Raw genomic sequence first — 22,951 nt, 5'->3', positions numbered from 1 at the left:
TCACTTTATAGTAATAGCTTGAGTCTAATATATGAAGTATAGAATATAAATATTGGAGGTAGTTATGGAAATTTTAAGAGTAGAAAATCTGACTAAAAGTTATGGTAAAAATGAAACAAAAGTCGATGCAATAAAAAATGTAAGCTTGTCTATAGAAAAAGGTGAGTTTATAGCAATAACAGGTCCAAGCGGAAGTGGAAAGAGTACATTATTACATTTATTAGGAGGTGTTGATAGACCTACTAGTGGTAAGGTTTATATAAATGATGTAGATATATATAATCTAAAAACTAAGGATTTGGCAATCTTTAGAAGAAGAAATATAGGTCTTATATATCAATTCTATAATCTGATTCCAGTTTTAAATGTCAAAGAAAATATATTACTTCCAGCAGAGCTTGATAATAGAAAGATTGATAAAGAATACTTGAATGATTTGATGAAAACATTGGGTCTAAGCAACAGAGAAAATCATCTTCCTAATCAATTATCAGGAGGTCAACAACAAAGAACATCTATAGGACGTGCCTTAATTAATAGACCATCTATAGTATTAGCAGATGAACCAACAGGTAATCTAGATAGCAAAAACTCAAAAGAAATACTAGAGTTATTAAAATTATCAGTGAAAAAATATAATCAAACATTAATAATGATAACTCATGACAAAAATATAGCACTTCAGGCGGATAGAATTATAGGCATAGAAGATGGAATTATAAAAAGTGATGAGGTGATATAAATGAATCTATATACATCTCTAACTGTTAGATATTTAAAACAAAATAAAAGACGAACTATTGTAACTATAATTGGAATAATACTTTCCACTGCTCTAATTTGTGGTATAGGTAACATATTTGAAAGTTTTATGGATTATCAAATAAGAGAAACCATAAAAAATGATGGGAGTTTTCATGCTAAATTCTACAATGTAAACAAAAAAAATATAGACTATGCAACAAAATCGGCTGAAATAAAAAGTTATGCACTTACTAATCAACTTGGATACTCTAGAATAGAAGATACTGTAAATGGTATATTAAGCGTTAAGCAATATGATAAAAATGCTATGGAAGGATATAGAGTTTCTATAAAAGAAGGTAGATTTCCAGATAAAGATGGAGAAATTATTTTAAGTGAAAACATAGTTAATCTTATGGAGAAAAAGCTAAAAATAGGAGATAAGATAACCTTAAAAGTAGGTGATATGTTTGATAGTAATAACAAAAAAATTGATGATATGAGTGTATTTCATGAAGGTGATTATATTGCCAATGAAAAAGAAAAGACATTTAAAATTGTAGGTATAATCAAAAGGCCAGGATTTGAACTCACTGACCAAGTTGCTACTGGTTTAACTTACTTTAATCCTATAGATAATAATAAAGAGACAGTGAATATATCAATAACAGCAAAAAATCCTAAAGATATATATGAAATAACAAGAAAAATAAGTAATAATATATATACAAATAAAGATAAAGCATCAAACTCTGAAATGATAAAATACAATGAACATTTATTGAGATTACAAGGAGCTAGTAAGTATGCAAATATAAATAGTTCTATAAAAGCTATAATTACTATGGTAACTATTTTAGTAATTATATGTACAATTGCTACAGTATATAATTCTTTTAGTATTTCTATAACTGAACGAAAAAAGCAGTTTGGAATATTAAATTCTATAGGAGCTACTACTAATCAAATTAAAAGATTAGTTTTTATTGAAGGTATTATAATTAGCTGTATTGGAATACCAATAGGACTATTGTCTGGAACAGTAGCTATAGATTTAGTATTTAAAGCTATAAATAAATATCTTACAGAATCAGTTGTATCACAGATGGGTTTACAAATAGTATATAATCCATTAATAATAATTATCAGTATAATAATTGTTTTACTTACAATTTTTATATCAATTCTCCTACCTGCAATAACAGCCTCTAATATTTCTCCTCTTAGTGTAATAAGGAGTAGTGGAGATTACAAAGTAGGTAAGGTTAAAAATTCGAAACTTATTAAATTAGTTTTTGGAACAGAAGGTGTACTTGCATATAAAAGTGTAAGAAGAAATAGAAAGAAATTTATTGTGACACTTTTTTCTTTAATAGTAAGTATAGTAATATTTATATCTTTTAGCGGATTTATGGCGAATTTCTTAAAAGGTGAAGAAATCAGAAATTCTCAAAGAAACTACGATTTATATTTAAGTTCAAGACAAATATCTAAGTCTATGGATGATACTATAAATAAACTAAAAAATATATCTGGAATAAAAAACTTTGAAGTAGCTGTAGGAGAGTATATTTCTATAGGAGTAGATAAGGATAAAATAAATAAATCTAAAGAAAATCTAATTAAGGATTATTATCAACAACGTAAGGTTGGAGATAGTTATGTATATGAGTTTAACAACAACGAACTAATTTTTCCTGGAGAAACTGCAATACAAAATAAAACAAAAAACTTAATAAAAGGCTCTTTTGATAAAGAAAGAGCGATTAAAGAAAATGGAGTGATATTTGTTAGAAAAAGTTACTTTGAATCAAAGGGTAAGAAAGGCGTAATAGAGTTAACTAATTACAAAGTTGGAGATACTGTAACTTGTGAATATACTGGCGAAAATGATTCAAAGAAAAAAGTAAACATAAAAATTCTTGGTATAACAGATGAAAAACGTCTAGGAATGGGTTATCAAAATATGGGATTGCAATTTTTAACTTATGATGAGGTTGCTGAAAATATGGATTTAAAGTTAGAGAAAGGTATTGTCTTTATTGACTCAGGGGGAAGTGCTCAGACTAGGAAGAGTATAGAGTCTTTGGCTAAGAAAAATAATGTCAATTTTCATGATGAAAATACAAGTGACAAAAGTGAAAAGCAAAATTTAAAAGCTATTAAAGTTTTTGTATATGGGTTTATAGTAGTGATATCTCTAGTAAGTGTTACAAATATACTAAATACAATAAGTACAAGTATAAATCTAAGAAAAAGAGAACTAGCAATAATACAATCAATAGGTGTTACTCCTGTAGGTTTTAGAAAAATGATATACTTAGAAAGTTTTATCTATGGTATTTTATCTTTATTGTTTGGCGTACCAATTGGTATTGGGTTGATATTAATTATGAATAAATTAGTTTCAGGTGTAATTGAGTTTTCTACAGTTATACCATGGACAGCAATTGGCATATGCATAGTTAGTGTTTTTATAATAACCTTTATAGCAGCATATATACCTATGAATAAATTAAATAAGGAGAATATAATAGATAATATAAGAAAGGAAAGTATATAAAATACTATAAAAATAATTTATAGATATGTAAAATATTATTAAAATCGTTTAATTGGTATAAACTATAATTATGCTGATTAAACGGTTTTTATTTATATAAGAAATCTAATAAATAAATTGCTAGAGGTATTTAATTATTTAGAAAGAATTGGTATTATATAAAGTAGGAGTTTAGATAATAAAGAAAGATATTTGATTATATTGGAAAACAAAAGAAAAAGAAGGTGATTACTATTTCTCATATAACTGCTAAAAACATGTATAAAAGCTTAGAGGAAAGAATAAATAAATTTCCACAGGGTGCTCCACCCTCTGATACATTATATAAAATACTAAATGTACTTTTTACAGAACAAGAGGCAAAATTAGTGGCACAACTTCCAATAAAGCCTTTTAGAGTAAAAACAGCAGCTAAAATTTGGAGTATAAGTGAAAGTGAAGCATATAGAGTGCTAGATAAGCTAGCTAGCAGGGCACTAATACTAGATATAGAAGATAAAAAAGGTAAAAAATATATAATGCCTCCTCCAATGGCTGGTTTTTTTGAGTTTGCCATGATGAGAACAAGACACGATATAGACCAAAAACTTTTATCAGAACTTTACTATCAGTATATGAATGTAGAAGAAGATTTTATTAAAGATTTATTTTATTCAACAGAAACAAAACTTGGAAGAGTTTACGTTCAAGAAGAAGTATTGACTAATGATAATGAAGTAAGTATTTTAGATTATGAAAGAGCTACTCATATAATTGATGAATCGACTCATATAGGTATAAGCATGTGTTATTGTAGACATAGAATGCAACACGTTGGAAAAGCCTGTGATGCTCCTATGGATATATGTATGACATTTGACAATGTAGCTAATTCTTTAATAAACAATAAATTTGCAAGACGTGTAGATAAAGTAGAATGTAAGGAATTACTTCATCAAGCATATGAACATAATTTAGTTCAATGTGGAGAAAATGTTCGAAAAGGAGTTACATTTATATGTAATTGTTGTGGTTGCTGCTGTGAGGCGCTAGTAGCAGCAAAAAGATTTGGAAATCTTCACCCAGTACAAACAACTAGTTTTATACCAAATATAAACCATGAAAGTTGTGTAAAGTGTGGTAAATGTATATCTGCATGTCCAATAGATGCAATAAGTAAAGTAAAAGAAAATGATAAAGAATATATAAAAGTTGATGAGGATAGATGTCTAGGTTGTGGCGTTTGTGTTAGAAATTGTCACAAAAATAGTATTATGCTATTAAAGAGAGATGAAAAAATAATAACTCCTGCAAATTCAGTACATAGAGCAGTTCTCATGGCAATCGAGAAAGGGCAATTACAAAATCTAATTTTTGATAATAATGCCTTAGCTAGTCATAGAGCTATGGGAGCGATACTATCAGCTATATTAAAACTTGAACCAGCTAAAAAAGCTTTGGCTAGTAAGCAGCTAAAGTCAGTATACTTAGATAAATTACTAAGTATGAATGATAAATAAAGATTAATTTTATAATTGTAATAAAAACGGGCTATATTCAAATAAAATTATTTGAATATAGCCCGTTTTAAAATATTAAGCTATTTCTTTAATTTGTTTAAATGAATTTTCATTTCCATTTCCACCAATTTGTGTTACTGATTTAAATCTCATAGTTTTAAATAGTTCTTTTTGACTATAGTCTAGTAAATTTCCTACTAGTATTACAGGAGATTTAGTTTTTCCAGCTAAAACCCCAACAGATAAACCATCTATTAAATCATCTTGTTTATTGATTCCATTTTTAGCTACATATAGGTTATTTATATTAGAATCCTTGTAGAACTCTTTTATTACTTTTGCATTTGTTTCATTTCTAGTACTACCTGATATTCTTTGTGGATTTTTAAGTTTGTTTTCTATATTTTTAGAAACTGTATATTCTCCACCTATTATATAAGATTTATCTATTTTTTTATCTTTGAATAAATCATTTATTTCAGTTATATTACTATTTTCATTAGTAAGTATTATAGGCATATCATTTTGAGCTGATGCTGCACCAATACTTACTGCATCTGCTAATCCTTTTTCACCATTAACTACTGATATTTTTGATACATTACTAATTCCTTTTAATTCTTTAGCAAGATTTAGAGAAGTCTCATATCTATCATTTCCTGAAATTCTAGATACAGACATATTATCTGACTTTATAGTATCTAAAGATTTTTCGTTTACAGAAGCTTCACCACCGATTACATATACATTTTTAACTTTTAATCTCTTTAATTCAGCTAAAGTCTTCTCATTTATTTGAGAACTTCCAGTTAGCAATATAGGAGCATCTTTTTTATATGCAAATGGTGTTGCAGCCAAAGCATCTGCAATTGCAGAATCATTTATTAAAACAGCATTTTCAGCGTTTTCCCAACCTGCTTGGCTTATCTTAATAGAAGTTTCATATCTATCAGTTCCTGTTAATGCATTTGCATTTACTTCATCTTGGTACGTAACTTCAAATTTGGCATTTGGACTTCCTAAGAAAGCTATTACGCCTCCTTTTGGCAATCTAACTCTATTATTCTTTGTCACTAAAGAGTAATTTACAGGAGTTCCTTTATCATCATAAACTGCAAAAGATGAATTTTGAGGAAGATTAACTTCTATTTTTTTATTTGCTATATCATCGCCAATTTTGTACCATTTTGCATACCCCTTTGAATCTATTTGATATGTAAAAGATTTTTCTGCTGATAAATTAGTTAGAGAATCTTCACTTACATATGTTTGTGTTGCAAATTTTAGGTATTCTGTACCATTTTCTTTATACAGTTTGATATCACTCAAATCACGACCCATTACACCAGGTATTTCTATAAAAGCATTTGAATTATTCTCATCTATTATTTTAGTATTAGCTAAAAAACCTGGAGTTTTATCAGAAACACCAAGAATTGCTTTAACAGAACCAAGCATATAGTGTTGAGAACTATATTTTTCATCCACTATATAGTAGCCTTTTTCACCTCTTTTTTCCCATGCTTCTTTGACACTATCTGATATATCATTGTCATCTACCTTTTGAGCTACGTAGTATAAACTTGCTGTCTGACCTAATCCAGGAACATCATCATAAGAGCTCATATTTAAATATGTGATATTATTTTTTTCTTTTACAAATTTTAGGCAACTATTACCTTTTTCAGATACAAATCTATCTTGACCTATGTATACATATTTATCTTCAGGTCCATTTTCTATGTATGGAGAAGATACTGTTAAAGTACCATTATCATTAACATCGATTTTTAGCATATTTGAAGAAGCATAAAGTCCACTATTTTCTTTTAAGTAACTTGGCATTTTGACTTGTTGTGGCTTACTAAATGTTTTATCAGGTTTTATTTCTTTAATTTTACCTTTTTCTTTTAATGCAGATAGTAAAATTTCTTGTCCGATTACTTCGTTAAGTTGACTACTTCCACCAGAAGAAACAACTGCAACTGCCATATTTTCATCTGGAAGCACTGTAAGATTACTATGGAATAATAAAGAATCTCCACCTTTTGTAAGTGCTTTTAGATTATATTGATTAAATGGATAAGTGTTGACACAATCCCATCCTAAACCATATCCAAGGATAGAGTCTTCTCCCTCAGGCCATAGACCATTTAAATATTCTTTATTTTCCATAGCTTTTACTGAAGCAGGAGAAAGAATTCCATTTGATTTTTTCATAAATGTTTGTGCAAATGTACATAGATTTTCTGCACTTGAATATAAGCCACCCATACCTATAGTATTAAAGTTATCTTGTGGAACTGCATCTTCCCAATAAGGTACATAGGCTTTTGCAAGTTTTGAACTATCAAAGCTATTTTCTGGAGTTTTTGTGTTTTGTAAGTTAAGTGGATTATTTATGTACTTATCAAGAAAATTAGTAAATGACATACCAGATACTTTCTCTACTAAAATTTCAGCTAAAGTAAATCCATCATTACAATAAACGGAAAAAGCTCCTGGCTTAGCTTTTAATCTTTGTTTCTTTAATTCTTCTAAGAAATTATCATGACTATAAGAATCATTGTCTCCCAATAAAAGGGCATTTTTTAAACTTCCTCCCATTAGCCCTGATGAGTGATTTAATAACATTCTTGGAGTGATTTCTTTATATCTATCATCAGCCATCTTAAATTCAGGTATATATTTTACAACAGGAGTATCTAAATTTACTTTTCCCTGTTCAACCAACTTCATAACAGCTGTAGTAGTAAATACTTTACTGATAGAGGCAATATTATACATATTATCCTTAGTTAAATTTTTATTATCTTGTTTGCTGTATACTCCACCATTTCCAGAAATCTCAATTTTACCATTATCAATTAGAGCATATTGAGCGCTTACAGCACCATATTTAGATAGTAAAGTTTGAATTTTCTCTTTAGCAAGAGCTCTAGTTTTTGTGTAAGACTCCGAACCTTTACTATAATCATTTAACTCTATATCAGAGCTTTGATACTTATCGGAGATATTGTTTGTGTCATTATCAGCAAAAGTAATACTTGGAGTAGCAGTAAATAACATACTAAGTACCAATGTGCTAGATAATAACTTACATAATCTTTGCTTAAACATATTAAATTACCTCTTTTCCCTTTTAATAATTATAATTAGCATAACATTCTTAATTATTTTAATCAACAGATTATTGTTCAAGAAAAGTGTATTTATAATAAGTTACATTTTATATATATGAGAAAAATAAAAATACAATATTTTGTTATCTGATAAAAAATAAAGGGTATAAGTAAATATATAAATAAAATGGAGGAATCTTAAATTATGTACAAAACTATAAATAAAAATCAACTTAAGGAAATGATGAAAAATGAAAAAGATGTTTTATTGTTAGATGTAAGAACTAAAGATGAATTTAATGAAAGTAAAATAGAAAATGCGATAAATATATCTTTACAAGAGTTAATTAATAATATAGATGAAATTTATGAATATAAGGATAAAAAGGTAATAGTTTATTGTAGAAGTGGTCACAGAAGTGTTACAGCATGTAATTTATTAGTCGAGGAAGGTTTTAAGCATTTGTATAACTTAAAATCTGGAATAACTGATTATATGAATTAAATACTTAGGTTATGTTAGGTGAAGTAATTTAATATTAAATTTTTATGATATGCTTTTATAAATTATAAAGGCATATTTTTATTTAAAGAAAATAAAGCTAGAATATATGTAAAAGTTATAGTTATTTTTTAGAGGAAGAGAATTACAAAGGATTAATGTAACTACAAGTTTATCTAAAGATATGCAGAGTGGTATAAAAAGTGTCAATCTGTGTATCTTTAGATATAGAAGTAAGAGATAGAGTATAATGCTAAATTGTATTTGTAAAATATATGTATCTCTGATTATTGAGCTGGTATATATTTAAATATTCATAAGATAAGTTAGAAAAGAACGAATTCTTTCTATCTTTTCATCATTAGAAATGTCATTACGTAGTAATATACCTTGTTGACCGTATACACAAAAGTATGCTGTTGTATCGGAATCAGGAACATCAATTTCTCCTCGCGAATGAGCTAGTTCAATTTGTTTTTTTACAATTGGCAAAAGCTTTTCACAGACTTTTAAAGATAACTGGTCATGAATTTTTTTGTTTTGTTCTCCATGACATATTTTGTAATAAAGATTATCATCAGTTTCTATATCAATAAATGTTGGTACTTCTTCAATTATTTGTTTTAATGTTTTATTTTTATCGTTTAGTATAGATAGCATTTTATCTACTAAAGTTTGTGCATACTGATCTATAGCACTATCAAATAAGATTTCTTTTGATGGAAAATAACGATAACATAAACCTTGTGCAACATTCATATATTTTGCAATATCAGTAATAGAAGTTTTTTCATATCCATTTTCATAAAATAACTTCATTGCAGTATCTAAAATTTCTTGTCTACGCTCATTAGGTTCTTTAGTAATACGTGGCATATAGCATCCTCCTTCTGATTTCAAGTACATAATAGCATATGGGATTTTGAAAGTCAATGAATGAATATCAGTCATTTATAAGTAATTGTGAGGGATAGTCTATTAACTAGAAAAAGGTAGTAACTGAGAAGCTACTACCTTTAATATAAACTTAAACTATAGATTATTTTTATAGGATTTTTAAAGATATAATCAAGTGTTTAATGTCCAGTTAAATTACTATCACCAAATTTTTTGTTAAATGGTTTTATAACTCTATTTATAGGCCCTTTTAAAAGTACATTTAAGCAGATGAACAAAATCATAAATAATAGTAATACTAATACATCCTTAATTAAATTTGGAGGATATATACCACCAACAGCCTCCCTTGTGGCACCTATTGCGTAAGTAAATGGCATTATAGGGTTTATTCTTTGGAAGAATGTAGGTGTAACTTGTATAGGGAATGTACCACCAGAAGAACCAATCTGTACAACTAGTAGTACTATTGCAATTGCCTTTCCTATATTTCCAAACACAGACACTAAAGAGTAAACTATAAAATTAAACACCATACTAGTAAACATGAGTAGAATTATTAGTAAAATTGGATGTTCTGCTGTTACTCCTAATAATAATATATCTCCAGTTCCAATTATAAATCCTTGAACGAGGGCTATACTTAAAAAAGTAAGTCCTCTTCCAAAATAAATCTCATAAGGTTTATAGTTTCCATGTACAGATGTAGATAATAATGCTGAAAGCAGTAATATACCTACCCATGTAGAAAGAACACTATAAAATGGTGTCATTGCAGAACCATAGTTGGCAATTGGATATAATTTTTCTGTCTTTACTTCAACAGGTTCCTTTAAAAAGTTTGATTTTGTCAATATATCACTTTCAAGTAAGTTAACTAATTTTTTCATATCCTCGCCATTGCTAATTTTACTTAAAGTATCAACTAAGTCATCCAACATTCCTTTTGCCAAAGGAAGTTTTTCTCTTATTAATGATATACTTTCTTGTGCATTTCCTGAAAGACTTAAAGAAGTAGTAAGAATTTCTTCAACCTTTGGAAGTTTTGCTTCTGCTTTATCTAAAACAGTAATTATATCATTTGCTACATTTATGCTTTTTTCAAATATACTGTTTATAGGTTTTGATATTTTTGAGTCAAAATTATTCAAAATATTTAAATTAATTCTTCCTATACCATTTGATAAACTTAAAACATTATTTAAGGCACTTATAGATGGCTGTTGCCCAGATATAACCTTATCTTTAATATCATTTAATGTTGATATAGAAGAATCTATTTTATTACTGGAATCTTCAAGGCTATTTATTACATCATCCAGTCTATTGTTGGATGTAAGCTGATTCAATTTAGTTAAAAAATCTTCTAAAGTATCATTTAAAGATTGTAAGTTAGAAAGCTTTTCTGATAAATTGTCTATCAATTTTGGTACATCTTCACTTCCACTGTTTACAGCATCAATTAAATTTAATGTAAGAGAAGAAGCAGAAGATGAAAGGTCAACCATTAAATTTAAATCAGACTTTATAAGAGGAGAAAGTTCATCTACATTGTTATTTGTATCCTCTAAGAATTTTTTTACATCACTTGATAATAATTTTGTATCATTTAAAGTCTTTTTAATTGTAGGTAAATCAGCCTTAATATCTCTAACTGTACCTGATAATTTTGAAGTAGCATCAGCAGCTAAATCGACCGTTTTATTTATATGGTCAAATCTTTTTTGAAGGTCCATAAGAGAGTTTTCAACTTTTGTTAGTTTTGGAAGCCCATGTTCAATTCCTGCACCAACTCCATTTGATACACCAAGAACTATTTCACTCACTGTCTTTATTATTGTTTGATTAACTTGTAACTGTATTGCAGAAGCTCCCTTGTCAGTAATCTTTGGTGCAACTGCATTTATCTTTTCATTTACTGTATAGATAAGTTCACCCTTTTTGACATCATCTGTAATTAGGGAAGTTAAATCTTTTGTGAAATTCTTTGGAATCTTAAGTGATGCATAATAAGTACCTTTTTTAACACCTTCAAGAGCCGTTTTCTCATCTACAAACTGCCAACCTAAACTTTTATTATCTTTAAGTTGTTCAATTAACTGGTCTCCGATATTAATTTTCTGTCCTGCTATCTCATTACCTTTATCTTCATTTGTTACTGCTACAAGCATATTAGCAGTACTCCCATATGGGTCCCAAGATGCTTTTATGTTAAACCAAGCATATAAAGATGGTAAAAAAGCAAGTCCTACAACTATTATAAGTACTGCATAATTTCCACGTATATCTTTTAGGTCATTTTTAAAAATTTCTAATATATTTTTTAAACCCTTTGAAGGTCTTAAATTTTTCATATTATTCCAGTTTAAAATTTCTTTTAAACCATTTGTTTTTTTCAAATCTCTCACCTCCTGAATATTTTAATAGATAAAAAAGTTAGATTTATAATCAATTTTAAATTATATTACTTTTTACACAAATAGTAAAGTTAAAGTTTTGTCTTAATTTTAATACATATATATTATATATAATAGTATGCTATAAATATATATAAATATGGGAAATAAAAACAAATAATTTATAAAATATATAGTATAAAAATTAAGAATAAATCAAATATTTATAATTGATATAATCAATTAAATTATTGATTGTGATATACTTTTAATAGTTAGAAAATACTATGAAGGGATGGTTGAATGAGGTATTTTAAAAAATATATAAAAAAATATATAGTGTTGTTTTTAACAGCAATATTTTTCTTAACATTGGAAGCTTTTTGTGATTTGGCACAACCAACTATAATGGCTAAAATAATTGATATAGGGGTTTCAAATAAGGACTTAGATTACATATTATCAACAGGAGCATTAATGATAGGTATAACTTTTTTAGGAGCAGTATTTTCAATAATAAGAAGTATAATCTCAGCAAGAGTTTCTCAGTGTTTTTCTTATGATTTAAGACAGGATGTATTTGAAAAGATAAATACATATTCATTGAAGCAAGTAGATAAATTTGGTAGAGCCTCACTAATAACAAGAATTACTAATGATATTAATCAGATACAATTATTTGTTCATGGAATGATGAGAGTTTTTATAAAATCACCAATTATGTGTATAGGAAGTTTAATTATAGCGATAAAATTAAATTTAAAAATGTCAATAATTATTTTAATTGCAGTTTCAATTATATTTATTATAATATTGCTTAACATGAAGATTGGATATAAGTTGTTTAAAAAAGTACAAGAAAGTACAGATAAGATAAACTCAAAATTGAGACAGTTTTTAGGTGGAATAAAGGTAGTTAAATTATTCTGTAGATATGATTATGAGAATAAACGTTTTGAAGAATTAAATAATGAACTTTTTCAAAATAGTAGAAAAGCCACAACAATGATGTCATTTTTTAGACCAACAATTACAATAATTATTAACATTGCTATAATAATAATATTGCTAATTGGGAGATATTTAATTTATTCTGGAGAAATTAAAATTGGAATTATAGTTGCCTATGTAAACTACATGACTAGAATATTAACATCACTTATAATGATTTCACACGTTTTTAATGTTTTTGTGAGAGCAAAAGCTTCTTATGAAAGAATAAGTGAAGTCCTAATTGATGAGAATGAAGAAGTAATTATCAAAAATACTGATTTAGATGCTAAAGAAAGAGAGTTAGAATTTATAAATGGTGATATAATTTTTGAAAATGTAGATTTTTCGTATAATAAAAATATAGATGAGAAGATATTAAAAGACATATCTTTTAAAATAAAAGAAGGGCAAAATATTGGCGTGATTGGTCAAACTGGTTCAGGAAAGACTTCTTTAGTCAATTTAATCCAAAAACTATATATAGTTGATAAAGGAGATATTAAGATTGGAGAGCATAGCATATACAGTATATCTAAAGATAGTTTAAGAGAAAAAATAGGTGTAGTCTTTCAAAATAGCAGTGTGTTTGGAAAGAGTATATCAGAAAATATAATTATGGGAAGTAAAGATATAAGTAAAGAAGATGTTGTAAAAGCATGCGAAATAGCAAATGCAAATCAATTTATAACAAAACTTGAAAATTCTTATGATGAAGTTTTGTTTCAAAGGGGTAAAAACCTATCAGGAGGACAAAGACAAAGAGTTACAATAGCTAGAGCTATAGCAAAAAAACCACAAATATTAATTCTTGACGATTGTTTTAGTGCGATGGACATCAATACAGAAACAGTTATAAGGAAAAATATAAAAGATTATATAAATAATTTAAGAGAAAATGAAAACAAGAAATGTACTATTATAACTATTTCACAAAAAATTAGTTCTATAATTGACTGTGATAAGATTTTAGTTTTAGATGAGGGAGAGGTGGTTGGATTTGCTGCACATGAAGATTTACTGGTTAGTTCTCCAACTTATAAAAAGATTTTTGAGTTGCAAAATCTAGTAAATGAAGATGTAAATTAAGGAGGAAGTGTATTGAATTTGAGTACTGGAAATCAAAAGGTGAGTAGACTAAAGAAAAAAGCAAAGCCTAAAGATTTTAAAAAAACATTTAAAAGAGTTTTTATGTACTTTAAAAAAGATAAAAAAATTACTAGATTAATTTTTTTACTAGTAATAATTGATTCAATTATATCAACTATAATACCATATACTCTTGGAAAAGTAGTTGACATAATAAATATTGATATATATTCAAAGTCTATTTTCTTAAAAGGAATACTTATTTTACTTTTATTTTATATAATTGAATTTTTAGTTAAGTTGTTCAAGGGGATATTTACAGCTAGATTATCTCAAAGCATAGTTAGAGATATGAGAAGTAATTTATTTCTAAAATTCAGGAATTTACCAATAACTTTCTTTGATAAGAGTCCTACTGGAGATATTATGAGTAGAGTAACAAATGATGTTGATAATATTAGTACAGGTATTTCAACTTCATTAGTACAATTAATTACAGGAATTTTGAACATATTGCTAACTTTCATTATGATGTTTATATTAAGCCCTATTTTAACTTTTTGCAGTATCGTGTTAATACCAATAGTAATGTTTCTAAGCAATTTCATTGCAAAGAGGACTAGAGTTTTTTTTAAGCAACAACAAGTAGAATTAGGAAAACTAAATTCTCATATTGAAGAAATGATATCAAATATAAATGTAGTAAAAGCTTTTAATTATGAGAAAAAATCTGTAGGTGATTTCAAAGCAATCAATGATAGGCTTTTGAGTATTTCACTTAAATCACAGATTTATACATCTCTTTTAATGCCTATTATGAACGTAATTAGTAATATAGGATTTGCAATTATATGTATTATAGGTGGAGTACTTGCGTCTAAAGATGTTATAACTATAGGCGTTATAGCAAGTTTTTTAAGTTATGTAAGACAATTTACAAGACCTTTAAATGAATTAGCTAACTTATTTAATACATTGCTTTCAGCTGTAGCAGGATGTGAAAGAGTCTTTGAAGTTATGGATGAGCAAGAAGAAGAACAAATAAATAGTAACACTAAAAGTGACATTTACAACAATAAAAATAATAATTTAAAAAAATCTTTTATAAATGGAGATATTGAATTTAAAGATGTAAGTTTTTCATATGACTCAAAAAAGAATATTCTAAGTGATATAAACTTAAAAATCAAGGCTGGAACATCAAATGCCATAATAGGAGAAACTGGCAGTGGAAAAACGACAATTATAAATCTGATTACAAATTTCTATCAAGTAGAAAAAGGGAAGATATTTTTAGATGGGAATGATATATATTCAGTTGATAGGAATTGTTTAAGAAATTATTTTGGAGTAGTTCCACAAGAAAGTTATATATTTAATGACACTGTTATGGAAAATATAAGGTATGGAAACCTAACAGCAACTGATGAACAGGTTATATCTGCTAGTAAAATAGCAAATTTACACAAGTTTATAATTAAAATGCATGGAGGATATGAGACTGTTTTATCAGATAGGGGTGAGGATTTAAGTGAGGGGCAAAAACAATTAATTAGTATTGCTAGGGCGGTATTAAAAAATGCACCAATACTTATTTTGGATGAAGCTACGAGTAATATAGATATAGCAACTGAAGCTAAGATTCAAGATGCAATAAATAATGTGACTTATGGAAAGACTAGTATAATTATAGCTCATAGACTAAGTACTATATCAAATTGTAACAATATAATAGTTTTAGAAAATGGACGAATTGTAGAATCTGGAAATCATAAAGAGCTAATGAAACTCAAAGGTCATTACTACAGAAATATACTGCTGACAAATCGAAATTAAAAATTAATAAAAAATTTTAAAAAAAATTGTTTGAAGGTATATGACACGGGTATATATAGAATAACTTAGAAAATAAAAAATTAAATTTGATATATAAAATATTAGGAGGAAATTAATTATGAAAAAATTTGTTTGTACAGTATGTGGATATATACATGAAGGGGATGCTGCACCAGCACAATGTCCAGTATGTAAAGTTGGAGCTGATAAGTTTGAAGAAATGAAAGGCGAAAAGAATTGGGCTGATGAGCACAGAATAGGAGTAGCTCAAGGTGTAGATGAGGAAGTAATCGAAGGATTAAGAGCTAACTTTGTTGGTGAGTGTACAGAAGTAGGAATGTATTTAGCAATGAGTAGACAAGCTGATAGAGAAGGATATCCAGAAGTTGGAGAAGCTTATAAGAGAATAGCTTTTGAAGAAGCAGAACATGCTGCTAAATTTGCAGAACTTCTTGGAGAAGTTGTAGTTGCAGATACAAAAGAAAACTTAAGAGTTAGAGTTGACGCTGAATATGGTGCAACTGATGGAAAATTAAAATTAGCTAAAAAAGCTAAAGAATTAGGATTAGATGCTATACATGATACAGTACATGAAATGTGTAAAGATGAAGCTAGACATGGTAAAGCATTCTTAGGATTATTAAATAGATATTTTGGAAAATAAATTTAATATAAATTAAGTAAACTTTTAGGAGTATTTCATTCATGGTTTTTAAAGATTATGAGTGAAATACTCCTTTTTGAGTAAATTAGATTCTAAAACAGTAAATTGACATACATATAGGAATACATTAAACTAAGTATAAAAATATTGACTATTTAATAAAGGTGGTGGATAAACTGATTAAGTATACACATAAAAGTAATATAGCTATTGTAGTGCTACATGAAATTTATGGAGTTAACAATTTTATAAAGGATATTTGTGAAAAATACTATCAAGATGGATATGATGTATTTTGCCCTGAACTTTTGGGTAGCGGGAAAGTTTTTTCTTATTTAAAAGCTCAAGATGCATATAATTTTTTTATAAGTAATATAGGATTTAATATCTATGAAAAAGTAGAAAAACTTATAAATGATTTAAAATTAAAATATAAGCATGTATTCGTTATTGGATATAGTGTAGGTGCAACAATTGCATGGAGATGCAGTGAAAATTCCTTATGTGATGGAATAATTTGCTGTTATGGTTCTCGAATTAGAGATTATATGGATATAATTCCAAAATGTCCTGTTTTATTAGTATTTGCAAAATACGATTCATTTGATGTTGAGTTTGTTGCCTCTCAACTTCTTGCCAAAAAACAAAATATTCAAATTGAAATCGCAGATGCAAATCATGGTTTTGTTGATACATACTCAAAAAATTATTCCAATATTCATACACAAACATTTAATCTTCAACAAATAGAGTTTCTATCTAAATATTCAAGTTAATAGAGAATATAATTATTTATAATAGAATTTAAACTTTGTTTGTCACACTCTCATACATAGAAGAAGAGAGTATGTCAAAATACATTTGTTTGTTGATATTTTAAAATTAGATAAAGACATTTTTACAGAAAAAGATGAAAGTAATAATGAAAATGTTTCCAAGTAAGAATTAAGTATATAAATAAATATAAAATAGATGAAAAATAAAGATGCTTTTAGATAGTCAAAGATACTATCTAAAAGCATCTTTATTTTATAAAAATTATGTTAAGATAAATAAGATTTGTATGAGGAATAAAATTAATTGAGAGAAAAAATCAAAAGAATACAATAATCACTTGCAAAAACTATACTATTATGATAGACTTAAATCAAAATTAAGAATTGTAAAAAGAAGGAAAAAAATAGGTAATCATTTTAATGAACCACAATTTAAAAATAAGATACTAGAATTTAAATAGAAGGAAAAGTCTACATATAAATTTAAATTAGTATAAGGAGGAATATCGTATGCCATTAGTATTATCAAATATAGGAGAAGAAGTAGTTATAAAGAAGATTTCAGGAAGTGATAAGACAAGAACATTTTTAAATAGCATAGGATTTGTAGTAGGAACAAATGTTAAAATAATTTCTAAGATAGATGGTAATTTAATAATAGATGTAAAGGATACTAGAATTGCATTAGATAAAAAAATGGCAAGTAGAATAATAATATAGGGAGGTAGTAATATGAACAAGCTAAAGGATATTAAGTGTGGGGAAACTGTAAAAGTTAAAAAATTAGAAGGAGAAGGAGCTACACGAAGACGTATAATGGACATGGGAATTACAAGAGGTGTTGATGTATTTGTGAGAAAAGTAGCTCCTCTTGGAGACCCAATTGAAATAACAGTTAGAGATTATGAACTATCAATTCGTAAATCAGATGCAGAAAAAATTATTGTGGAATAATAAAGTTAATTATAGTAGAGTTAATGCAATTATATAGTGAGAATGATTTTCTGTATCAAAAATAATTTATATATCTAAATATTAATGGAGGGAATGGAAATGTCAATAAAAATAGGTCTCATAGGAAATCCTAATTGTGGCAAGACAACAATGTTTAATGGACTTACAGGTTCATCACAATATGTTGGTAACTGGCCAGGAGTAACAGTTGAAAAAAAAGGTGGAAAATTAAAAGGAAATAAAGATGTAGAAATAGTAGATTTACCAGGTATTTATTCTCTATCACCATATACATTAGAGGAAGTTGTTACACGTAATTTTATGCTTGATGATAAACCAGATGCAGTAATAAACATTGTAGATGCATCAAATATAGAGAGAAATTTATATTTAACAACTCAGGTTTTGGAATTAGGTATACCTACTGTTATAGCTCTTAACATGATGGACGTTGTTAAGAAAAATGGAGATAAGATAAATATTAAAAAATTATCAGAGGTTATAGGTTGCCCTGTAGTAGAAGTAACAGCTGTTAAAGGGCAAGGAATTATGGAAGCTGCTCAAAAAGCAATTGAAATTGCAAGTGGTAACAATAAATTAGATTTTAAGTTACCTTTTGTTGATGAAAGCAAAGGAGCAATAGAAAAAATCGAAAAGATAATAGAGGAAAAAACTCCATATATAGATATGGAAACACGTTGGTTAGCTATAAAGTTATTTGAAAGAGATGAAAATGTTATACAAAAGCTTGATATTTCTAAAGTAATATTAAATGACATAGAAGAGATAACTAGAAATTGTGAAGATGAATTGGATGATGATAGTGAAAGTATAATCACAGCAAATCGTTATGAATTTATTAGTTCAATAATTTCAAGCATAATAAAGAAAAATAGAAATGGTAAAGAAACTGTTTCAGATAAAATAGATAAGTTTGTAACAAACCGTATATTAGCACTACCTATTTTTGCACTTATAATGTGGGGAGTTTACTACATAGCAGTAAGTTCATTGGGTGCTATAGCAACTGATTGGACAAATGATGTATTGTTTGGAGAAATTATTCAAGGTAATGTAAGTAATTTCTTAGCTTCCGTAAATGTAGCTGATTGGTTACAAGGTCTTGTAGTTGATGGCTTAATTGGTGGAGTTGGAGCTGTATTAGGATTTGTACCACAAATCATGCTTTTATTTTTGCTATTATCAATACTTGAAGATTGTGGATACATGTCACGTGTGGCTTTTATAATGGATAGAATATTCCGTAAGTTTGGTCTTTCAGGAAAGTCATTTATACCGATGCTTATAAGTTCAGGTTGTGGAGTTCCTGGTGTTATGTCAACTCGTACTATAGAAAATGACAGAGATAGAAAAATGACTATCATGTTAACTACATTTATTCCATGTGGAGCTAAGATTCCAATAATAGCTTTATTTGCAGGAGCACTGTTTGGAGGGGCTTCATGGGTAGCACCATCAATGTATTTCTTAGGAATTGTAATGATAATTGTTTGTGGAATTATATTAAAAAGAACTTCTTTATTTGTTGGAGAACCATCTCCATTTGTTATGGAACTACCTCAATATCATGTTCCTAGTGCAAAAGGAGTTTTAATTCATATGTGGGATAGAGGAAAAGCATTTATAATCAAAGCAGGTACAATTATCTTTGTTGCTTGTGGAGTAATATGGTTCTTACAATCATTTAACTGGTCACTACAAATGGTAGATGCAGGAGATAGTATATTGGCTAGTCTAGGAAATATAGTTGCACCAATATTTGCACCTCTTGGATTTGGAAACTGGCAATCATCAGTAGCAACAGTTACAGGTCTAGTAGCAAAAGAGAATGTAGTTGGAACATTTGGCGTTTTATTTGGTATATCAGATGCAACAGAACAAGACCCAACACTTCTTGGTTCAGTTGCAAGTATGTTTACAGTAGTCAGTGCATTTTCATTTATGGCATTTAACATGCTTTGTGCACCTTGTTTTGCAGCTATTGGTGCTATAAAAAGAGAAATGGGTTCATGGAAATGGACATGGATTACATTAGGGTTCCAAACTTTAACAGCTTATATAGTTGCTCTTCTTATCAATCAAGTTGGAAGTGTACTTTTAGGAACTGGTGGAAGTATTGCTGGGGCAATAATATCTATAGTTATAGCAATAGCTGTAGTATTTGGGGTTTTAACTTATTCAAATCGAACAATAAAAAAAGATAAAATTGGTAATTTGAGCTATATGAAAAATTAGTTCATATAAATAAGGAGTGATGATTATGGCTACATTTATTATAGCAGCTATTGTGGTAGTATTAATGGCATTGGCTGTGATGCATATGGTTAATAACAAGAAAAAGAATGGCAGTAGTTGTGGATGTGGTTGTTCTGGATGCTCAAGTAGTAAGAGTTGCCATGATACTAAAAGATAGATAAAATAAGAGTCTGATAATAAAGTAAGTTAAACTTTTTATCAGGCTCTTATTTTTTATATAAATAATAAATTTCATATTTGAAGTCAATTAGACTATATTATATTTTTACTGTATAATTATAGACAAATATATGATTAGGAGGGATTATTGCTAAATACAGCAATATAAATGTTTATTATGTTTAAATTTGATGTAACAAATGAACTTATGTGTATAGCAAGAGGAAGTGGTAAATTTTTTGCTAAAAAAGGTGCTATGGTAGCATTTAAAGGAAATTTTAACTTTGAAAAATTAATATTAGGCCCAAATAATGGTGGTGGTTTAGGTAGAGCATTGCTAGGACATGTTCAAAGGTCATTGACAGGAGAACAAATGCCAATAATGGTTGTTGAAGGTGAAGGTGAAATTTACCTAGCACAAAATGCTTATCATGTAGATGTAATATCAATTGACCCAGGTGACTCGATTTGTGTTGAGAGTGAAAACTTATTAGCATTTTCAGAACAACTAGATTATAGTGTAAAATTAATTGGTTCAGGAGTAATATCTCAAAAAGGACTTTTTACTACACATTTAATAAATAAAACAAGTCAAAATCAAGATATTGCCATAATAACAGATGGGAACCCTCTAATACTTGAAGGGCCTTGTTGTGTCGACCCAGATGCGTTAGTAGCATGGACTGGAAGGGAACCATATCCTAAAGTAGCAAAACTATCATGGAAAACTTTTGTTGGTCAGACTTCAGGGGAATCTTATCATATGGAGTTTGTTGAGCATGGTCAAATTGTTATTATACAACCATCTGAAAGATTGTCTAGCTTGAATACAGATGCAACACCTTCTGACAGAATGAGGTCAGGTGGAGTAAGAATTGGTATAGATTAATTTTTATAGTGAATTTTAATTGTAGCTTAAAATATATTTAAAGAATAAAAAGGGTAGCAGGGGTAGGTATATTAAAAAGGAGTATTAGATGCTGGAGAGAATTCATAGAAAGTTTAAAGGATATTACATTTTCTTACTAATCTTAGTTTTATGGAAAATTGTATGTGTTTTAGGTATATGGAGTAGCTATATTTTGCCTCCGCCTGAAAGAGTTTTGGAAACTTTTATAAAAATGATAAATGATGGTTCTATTTTTTTAAATGTTTATGCTAGTGTGAAGAGGATATTTATAGGTTTTTTAATAAGTTCATTGATAGCAATACCACTTGGAATCGTGTTTGGTGTAAATAAAAAAATGTATGAATATTTCAAGCCACTATTTGAATTTATGAGAAGTACACCTCCACTAGCCTTAATACCTATGCTGATTTTATGGTTTGGTATAGGTGAAGAGTCTAAAATTATAATTATAGTTTTAGCATCGTTTTTTCCAATATTTTTAAATACACTAAAAGGGATAAAAAATTGTGACAGTAAATTAATTGAAGTAGGCAAGTCTTTTAATTTATCTAAGAAAAGAATTTTTTGCAAAATAATAATTCCTAATTCTATGTTAGATATTGTTGTTGGACTTAGTTTAGGTCTTGGGTATAGCTTTAGAGCTATAATTGGTGCAGAACTTATTGCGGCTTCTTCAGGTTTAGGATACTTGATTTCTGACGGTAAGGATATGTCAAGAACTGATATTGTACTGGTTGGAATTTTTGTTATTGGTTTTTTAGGTATACTTTCAGATTATCTATTTTCAATGGCAATAGCAAAATTTAGTAAAGGGAAGCAGGTTGATTTAAATGGTTAGAAATGGATTTTTATTAGAGAATATACATAAAAAGTATTTAGTTGATAATAAAGAACATTTAGTGCTTGATGATATATCATTAAGTATATCTAGCGAAGAAATAACGGTTATACTAGGGGAAAGTGGCTGTGGGAAGACAACCTTGCTTAGAATTTTAGCAGGTCTTGAAAGTACTACTAGTGGAAATGTATATTTTTTTAATAATGATAAAAAGTGTATCCCAAAAGTAGGAGTTGTTTTTCAAGAAAGTAGACTAATGCCATGGCTAAATGTAAGTGAAAATATACTTTTACATACTGAAAAAAATAATAGAAATAAAGTTGATTTAGATAGATATTTAAAGATGATGAAACTTGAAAAGTTTAAGAACTCATATCCAAATGAGTTATCAGGAGGAATGGCTCACAGGGTAAGTATTGCAAGAGCTCTTTCTTTTAACCCAGATATTCTATTGATGGATGAGCCATTTGCAGCATTAGATTATTTTACAAGAAGAAAAATGCAAAAAGAAGTAGTAAATATCCATAAAAATACTAAAAAAGGGGTAGTATTTGTAACTCATAATATAGAAGAAGCTATGGAAATAGCAAAGAAAATAATTGTTTTTAGTAAAAATAAAGGGATTAAACAATTTAGTGTCGAAGATGAATATAATAGAGATTTAACTAAAAGCTATTATATAAGCTTAAAAAAAGAAATATTAAGGGAATTGGGGGAGTTTTAAGTGATTAAGAG

Annotated in this window: 18 protein-coding genes; 15 read left to right on the top strand and 3 right to left on the bottom strand. The window is 28.0% G+C overall.

Translation table 11 applies throughout. The features are described 5' to 3' along the window. The first annotated feature begins 64 nt into the window (after window positions 1-64). The 3 genes from JJC01_13345 (at window position 65) to JJC01_13335 (ending at window position 4,806) form a co-directional block, all read left to right on the top strand. Window positions 65-742, top strand: coding sequence for an ABC transporter ATP-binding protein (locus JJC01_13345; GenBank protein UDN57151.1), 678 nt, complete (start codon window positions 65-67; stop codon window positions 740-742). Further along, window positions 743-3,307, top strand: a complete 2,565-nt coding sequence (locus JJC01_13340; protein ID UDN57150.1) for an ABC transporter permease — start codon at window positions 743-745, stop codon at window positions 3,305-3,307. A gap of 224 nt (window positions 3,308-3,531) precedes the next feature. Next, window positions 3,532-4,806, top strand: coding sequence for a 4Fe-4S dicluster domain-containing protein (locus JJC01_13335; GenBank protein UDN57149.1), 1,275 nt, complete (start codon window positions 3,532-3,534; stop codon window positions 4,804-4,806). 75 nt (window positions 4,807-4,881) lie between these two features. Here the strand turns inward: JJC01_13335 and JJC01_13330 are convergent, their stop codons facing one another. Next, entirely contained in the window at window positions 4,882-7,926 is a 3,045-nt protein-coding gene (locus tag JJC01_13330; GenBank protein UDN57148.1) for a serine hydrolase, read from the bottom strand. 207 nt (window positions 7,927-8,133) lie between these two features. On the opposite strand from JJC01_13330, the gene JJC01_13325 reads away from it, so the two are divergent. Further along, window positions 8,134-8,433: a rhodanese-like domain-containing protein gene (locus tag JJC01_13325; protein ID UDN57147.1), complete on the top strand. Its 300-nt coding sequence runs from the start codon at window positions 8,134-8,136 to the stop codon at window positions 8,431-8,433. A 303-nt stretch (window positions 8,434-8,736) separates the two neighbouring features. On the opposite strand, the gene JJC01_13320 is transcribed toward JJC01_13325, so the two are convergent. After that, window positions 8,737-9,306 (bottom strand): TetR/AcrR family transcriptional regulator, encoded by a 570-nt coding sequence (locus JJC01_13320; GenBank protein ID UDN57146.1) that lies wholly within the window; start codon window positions 9,304-9,306, stop codon window positions 8,737-8,739. 200 nt (window positions 9,307-9,506) lie between these two features. Then, on the bottom strand, window positions 9,507-11,735 hold the full coding sequence (locus JJC01_13315; GenBank protein UDN57145.1) for a YhgE/Pip domain-containing protein: 2,229 nt from the start codon (window positions 11,733-11,735) through the stop codon (window positions 9,507-9,509). Between the two features lie 291 nt (window positions 11,736-12,026). Between JJC01_13315 and JJC01_13310 the strand changes: the two genes are divergently transcribed. The 11 genes from JJC01_13310 to JJC01_13260 all read left to right on the top strand — a co-directional run bounded on the left by JJC01_13310 (window position 12,027) and on the right by JJC01_13260 (window position 22,940). Next, window positions 12,027-13,802 carry an ABC transporter ATP-binding protein gene (locus JJC01_13310; protein UDN57144.1) on the top strand — a complete coding sequence of 592 codons (1,776 nt, stop codon included), beginning with the start codon at window positions 12,027-12,029 and terminating at the stop codon, window positions 13,800-13,802. Window positions 13,803-13,814: 12 nt separating this feature from the next. Continuing rightward, on the top strand, window positions 13,815-15,638 hold the full coding sequence (locus JJC01_13305) for an ABC transporter ATP-binding protein (GenBank protein ID UDN57143.1): 1,824 nt from the start codon (window positions 13,815-13,817) through the stop codon (window positions 15,636-15,638). A 118-nt stretch (window positions 15,639-15,756) separates the two neighbouring features. Next, window positions 15,757-16,302: an NADH peroxidase gene (locus JJC01_13300; protein UDN57142.1), complete on the top strand. Its 546-nt coding sequence runs from the start codon at window positions 15,757-15,759 to the stop codon at window positions 16,300-16,302. Window positions 16,303-16,466: 164 nt separating this feature from the next. Then, on the top strand, window positions 16,467-17,078 hold the full coding sequence (locus JJC01_13295) for a dienelactone hydrolase family protein (GenBank protein UDN57141.1): 612 nt from the start codon (window positions 16,467-16,469) through the stop codon (window positions 17,076-17,078). Between the two features lie 510 nt (window positions 17,079-17,588). Next, window positions 17,589-17,798 carry a ferrous iron transport protein A gene (locus JJC01_13290; GenBank protein ID UDN57140.1) on the top strand — a complete coding sequence of 70 codons (210 nt, stop codon included), beginning with the start codon at window positions 17,589-17,591 and terminating at the stop codon, window positions 17,796-17,798. A gap of 12 nt (window positions 17,799-17,810) precedes the next feature. Then, on the top strand, window positions 17,811-18,032 hold the full coding sequence (locus JJC01_13285; GenBank protein UDN57139.1) for a ferrous iron transport protein A: 222 nt from the start codon (window positions 17,811-17,813) through the stop codon (window positions 18,030-18,032). A gap of 99 nt (window positions 18,033-18,131) precedes the next feature. Continuing rightward, window positions 18,132-20,288 carry a ferrous iron transport protein B gene (feoB, locus tag JJC01_13280; protein UDN57138.1) on the top strand — a complete coding sequence of 719 codons (2,157 nt, stop codon included), beginning with the start codon at window positions 18,132-18,134 and terminating at the stop codon, window positions 20,286-20,288. Window positions 20,289-20,313: 25 nt separating this feature from the next. Further along, window positions 20,314-20,466: a FeoB-associated Cys-rich membrane protein gene (locus JJC01_13275; protein ID UDN57137.1), complete on the top strand. Its 153-nt coding sequence runs from the start codon at window positions 20,314-20,316 to the stop codon at window positions 20,464-20,466. A 180-nt stretch (window positions 20,467-20,646) separates the two neighbouring features. Further along, entirely contained in the window at window positions 20,647-21,357 is a 711-nt protein-coding gene (locus tag JJC01_13270; GenBank protein UDN57136.1) for an AIM24 family protein, read from the top strand. 88 nt (window positions 21,358-21,445) lie between these two features. Continuing rightward, complete coding sequence (locus JJC01_13265; protein ID UDN57135.1) at window positions 21,446-22,216, top strand: ABC transporter permease; 771 nt, start codon at window positions 21,446-21,448, stop codon at window positions 22,214-22,216. Beyond that, entirely contained in the window at window positions 22,209-22,940 is a 732-nt protein-coding gene (locus JJC01_13260) for an ABC transporter ATP-binding protein (GenBank protein UDN57134.1), read from the top strand. Before JJC01_13265 ends, JJC01_13260 begins: the two co-directional genes overlap by 8 nt. The last annotated feature ends 11 nt before the right edge of the window (window positions 22,941-22,951 follow it).

The sequence above is a fragment of the Clostridioides sp. ES-S-0010-02 genome (assembly GCA_020641055.1).
Lineage (GTDB): Bacteria > Bacillota > Clostridia > Peptostreptococcales > Peptostreptococcaceae > Clostridioides.
The sequence above is the reverse complement of the archived record's forward strand: the minus strand, read 5'-3'. Positions and strand labels throughout refer to the sequence as shown.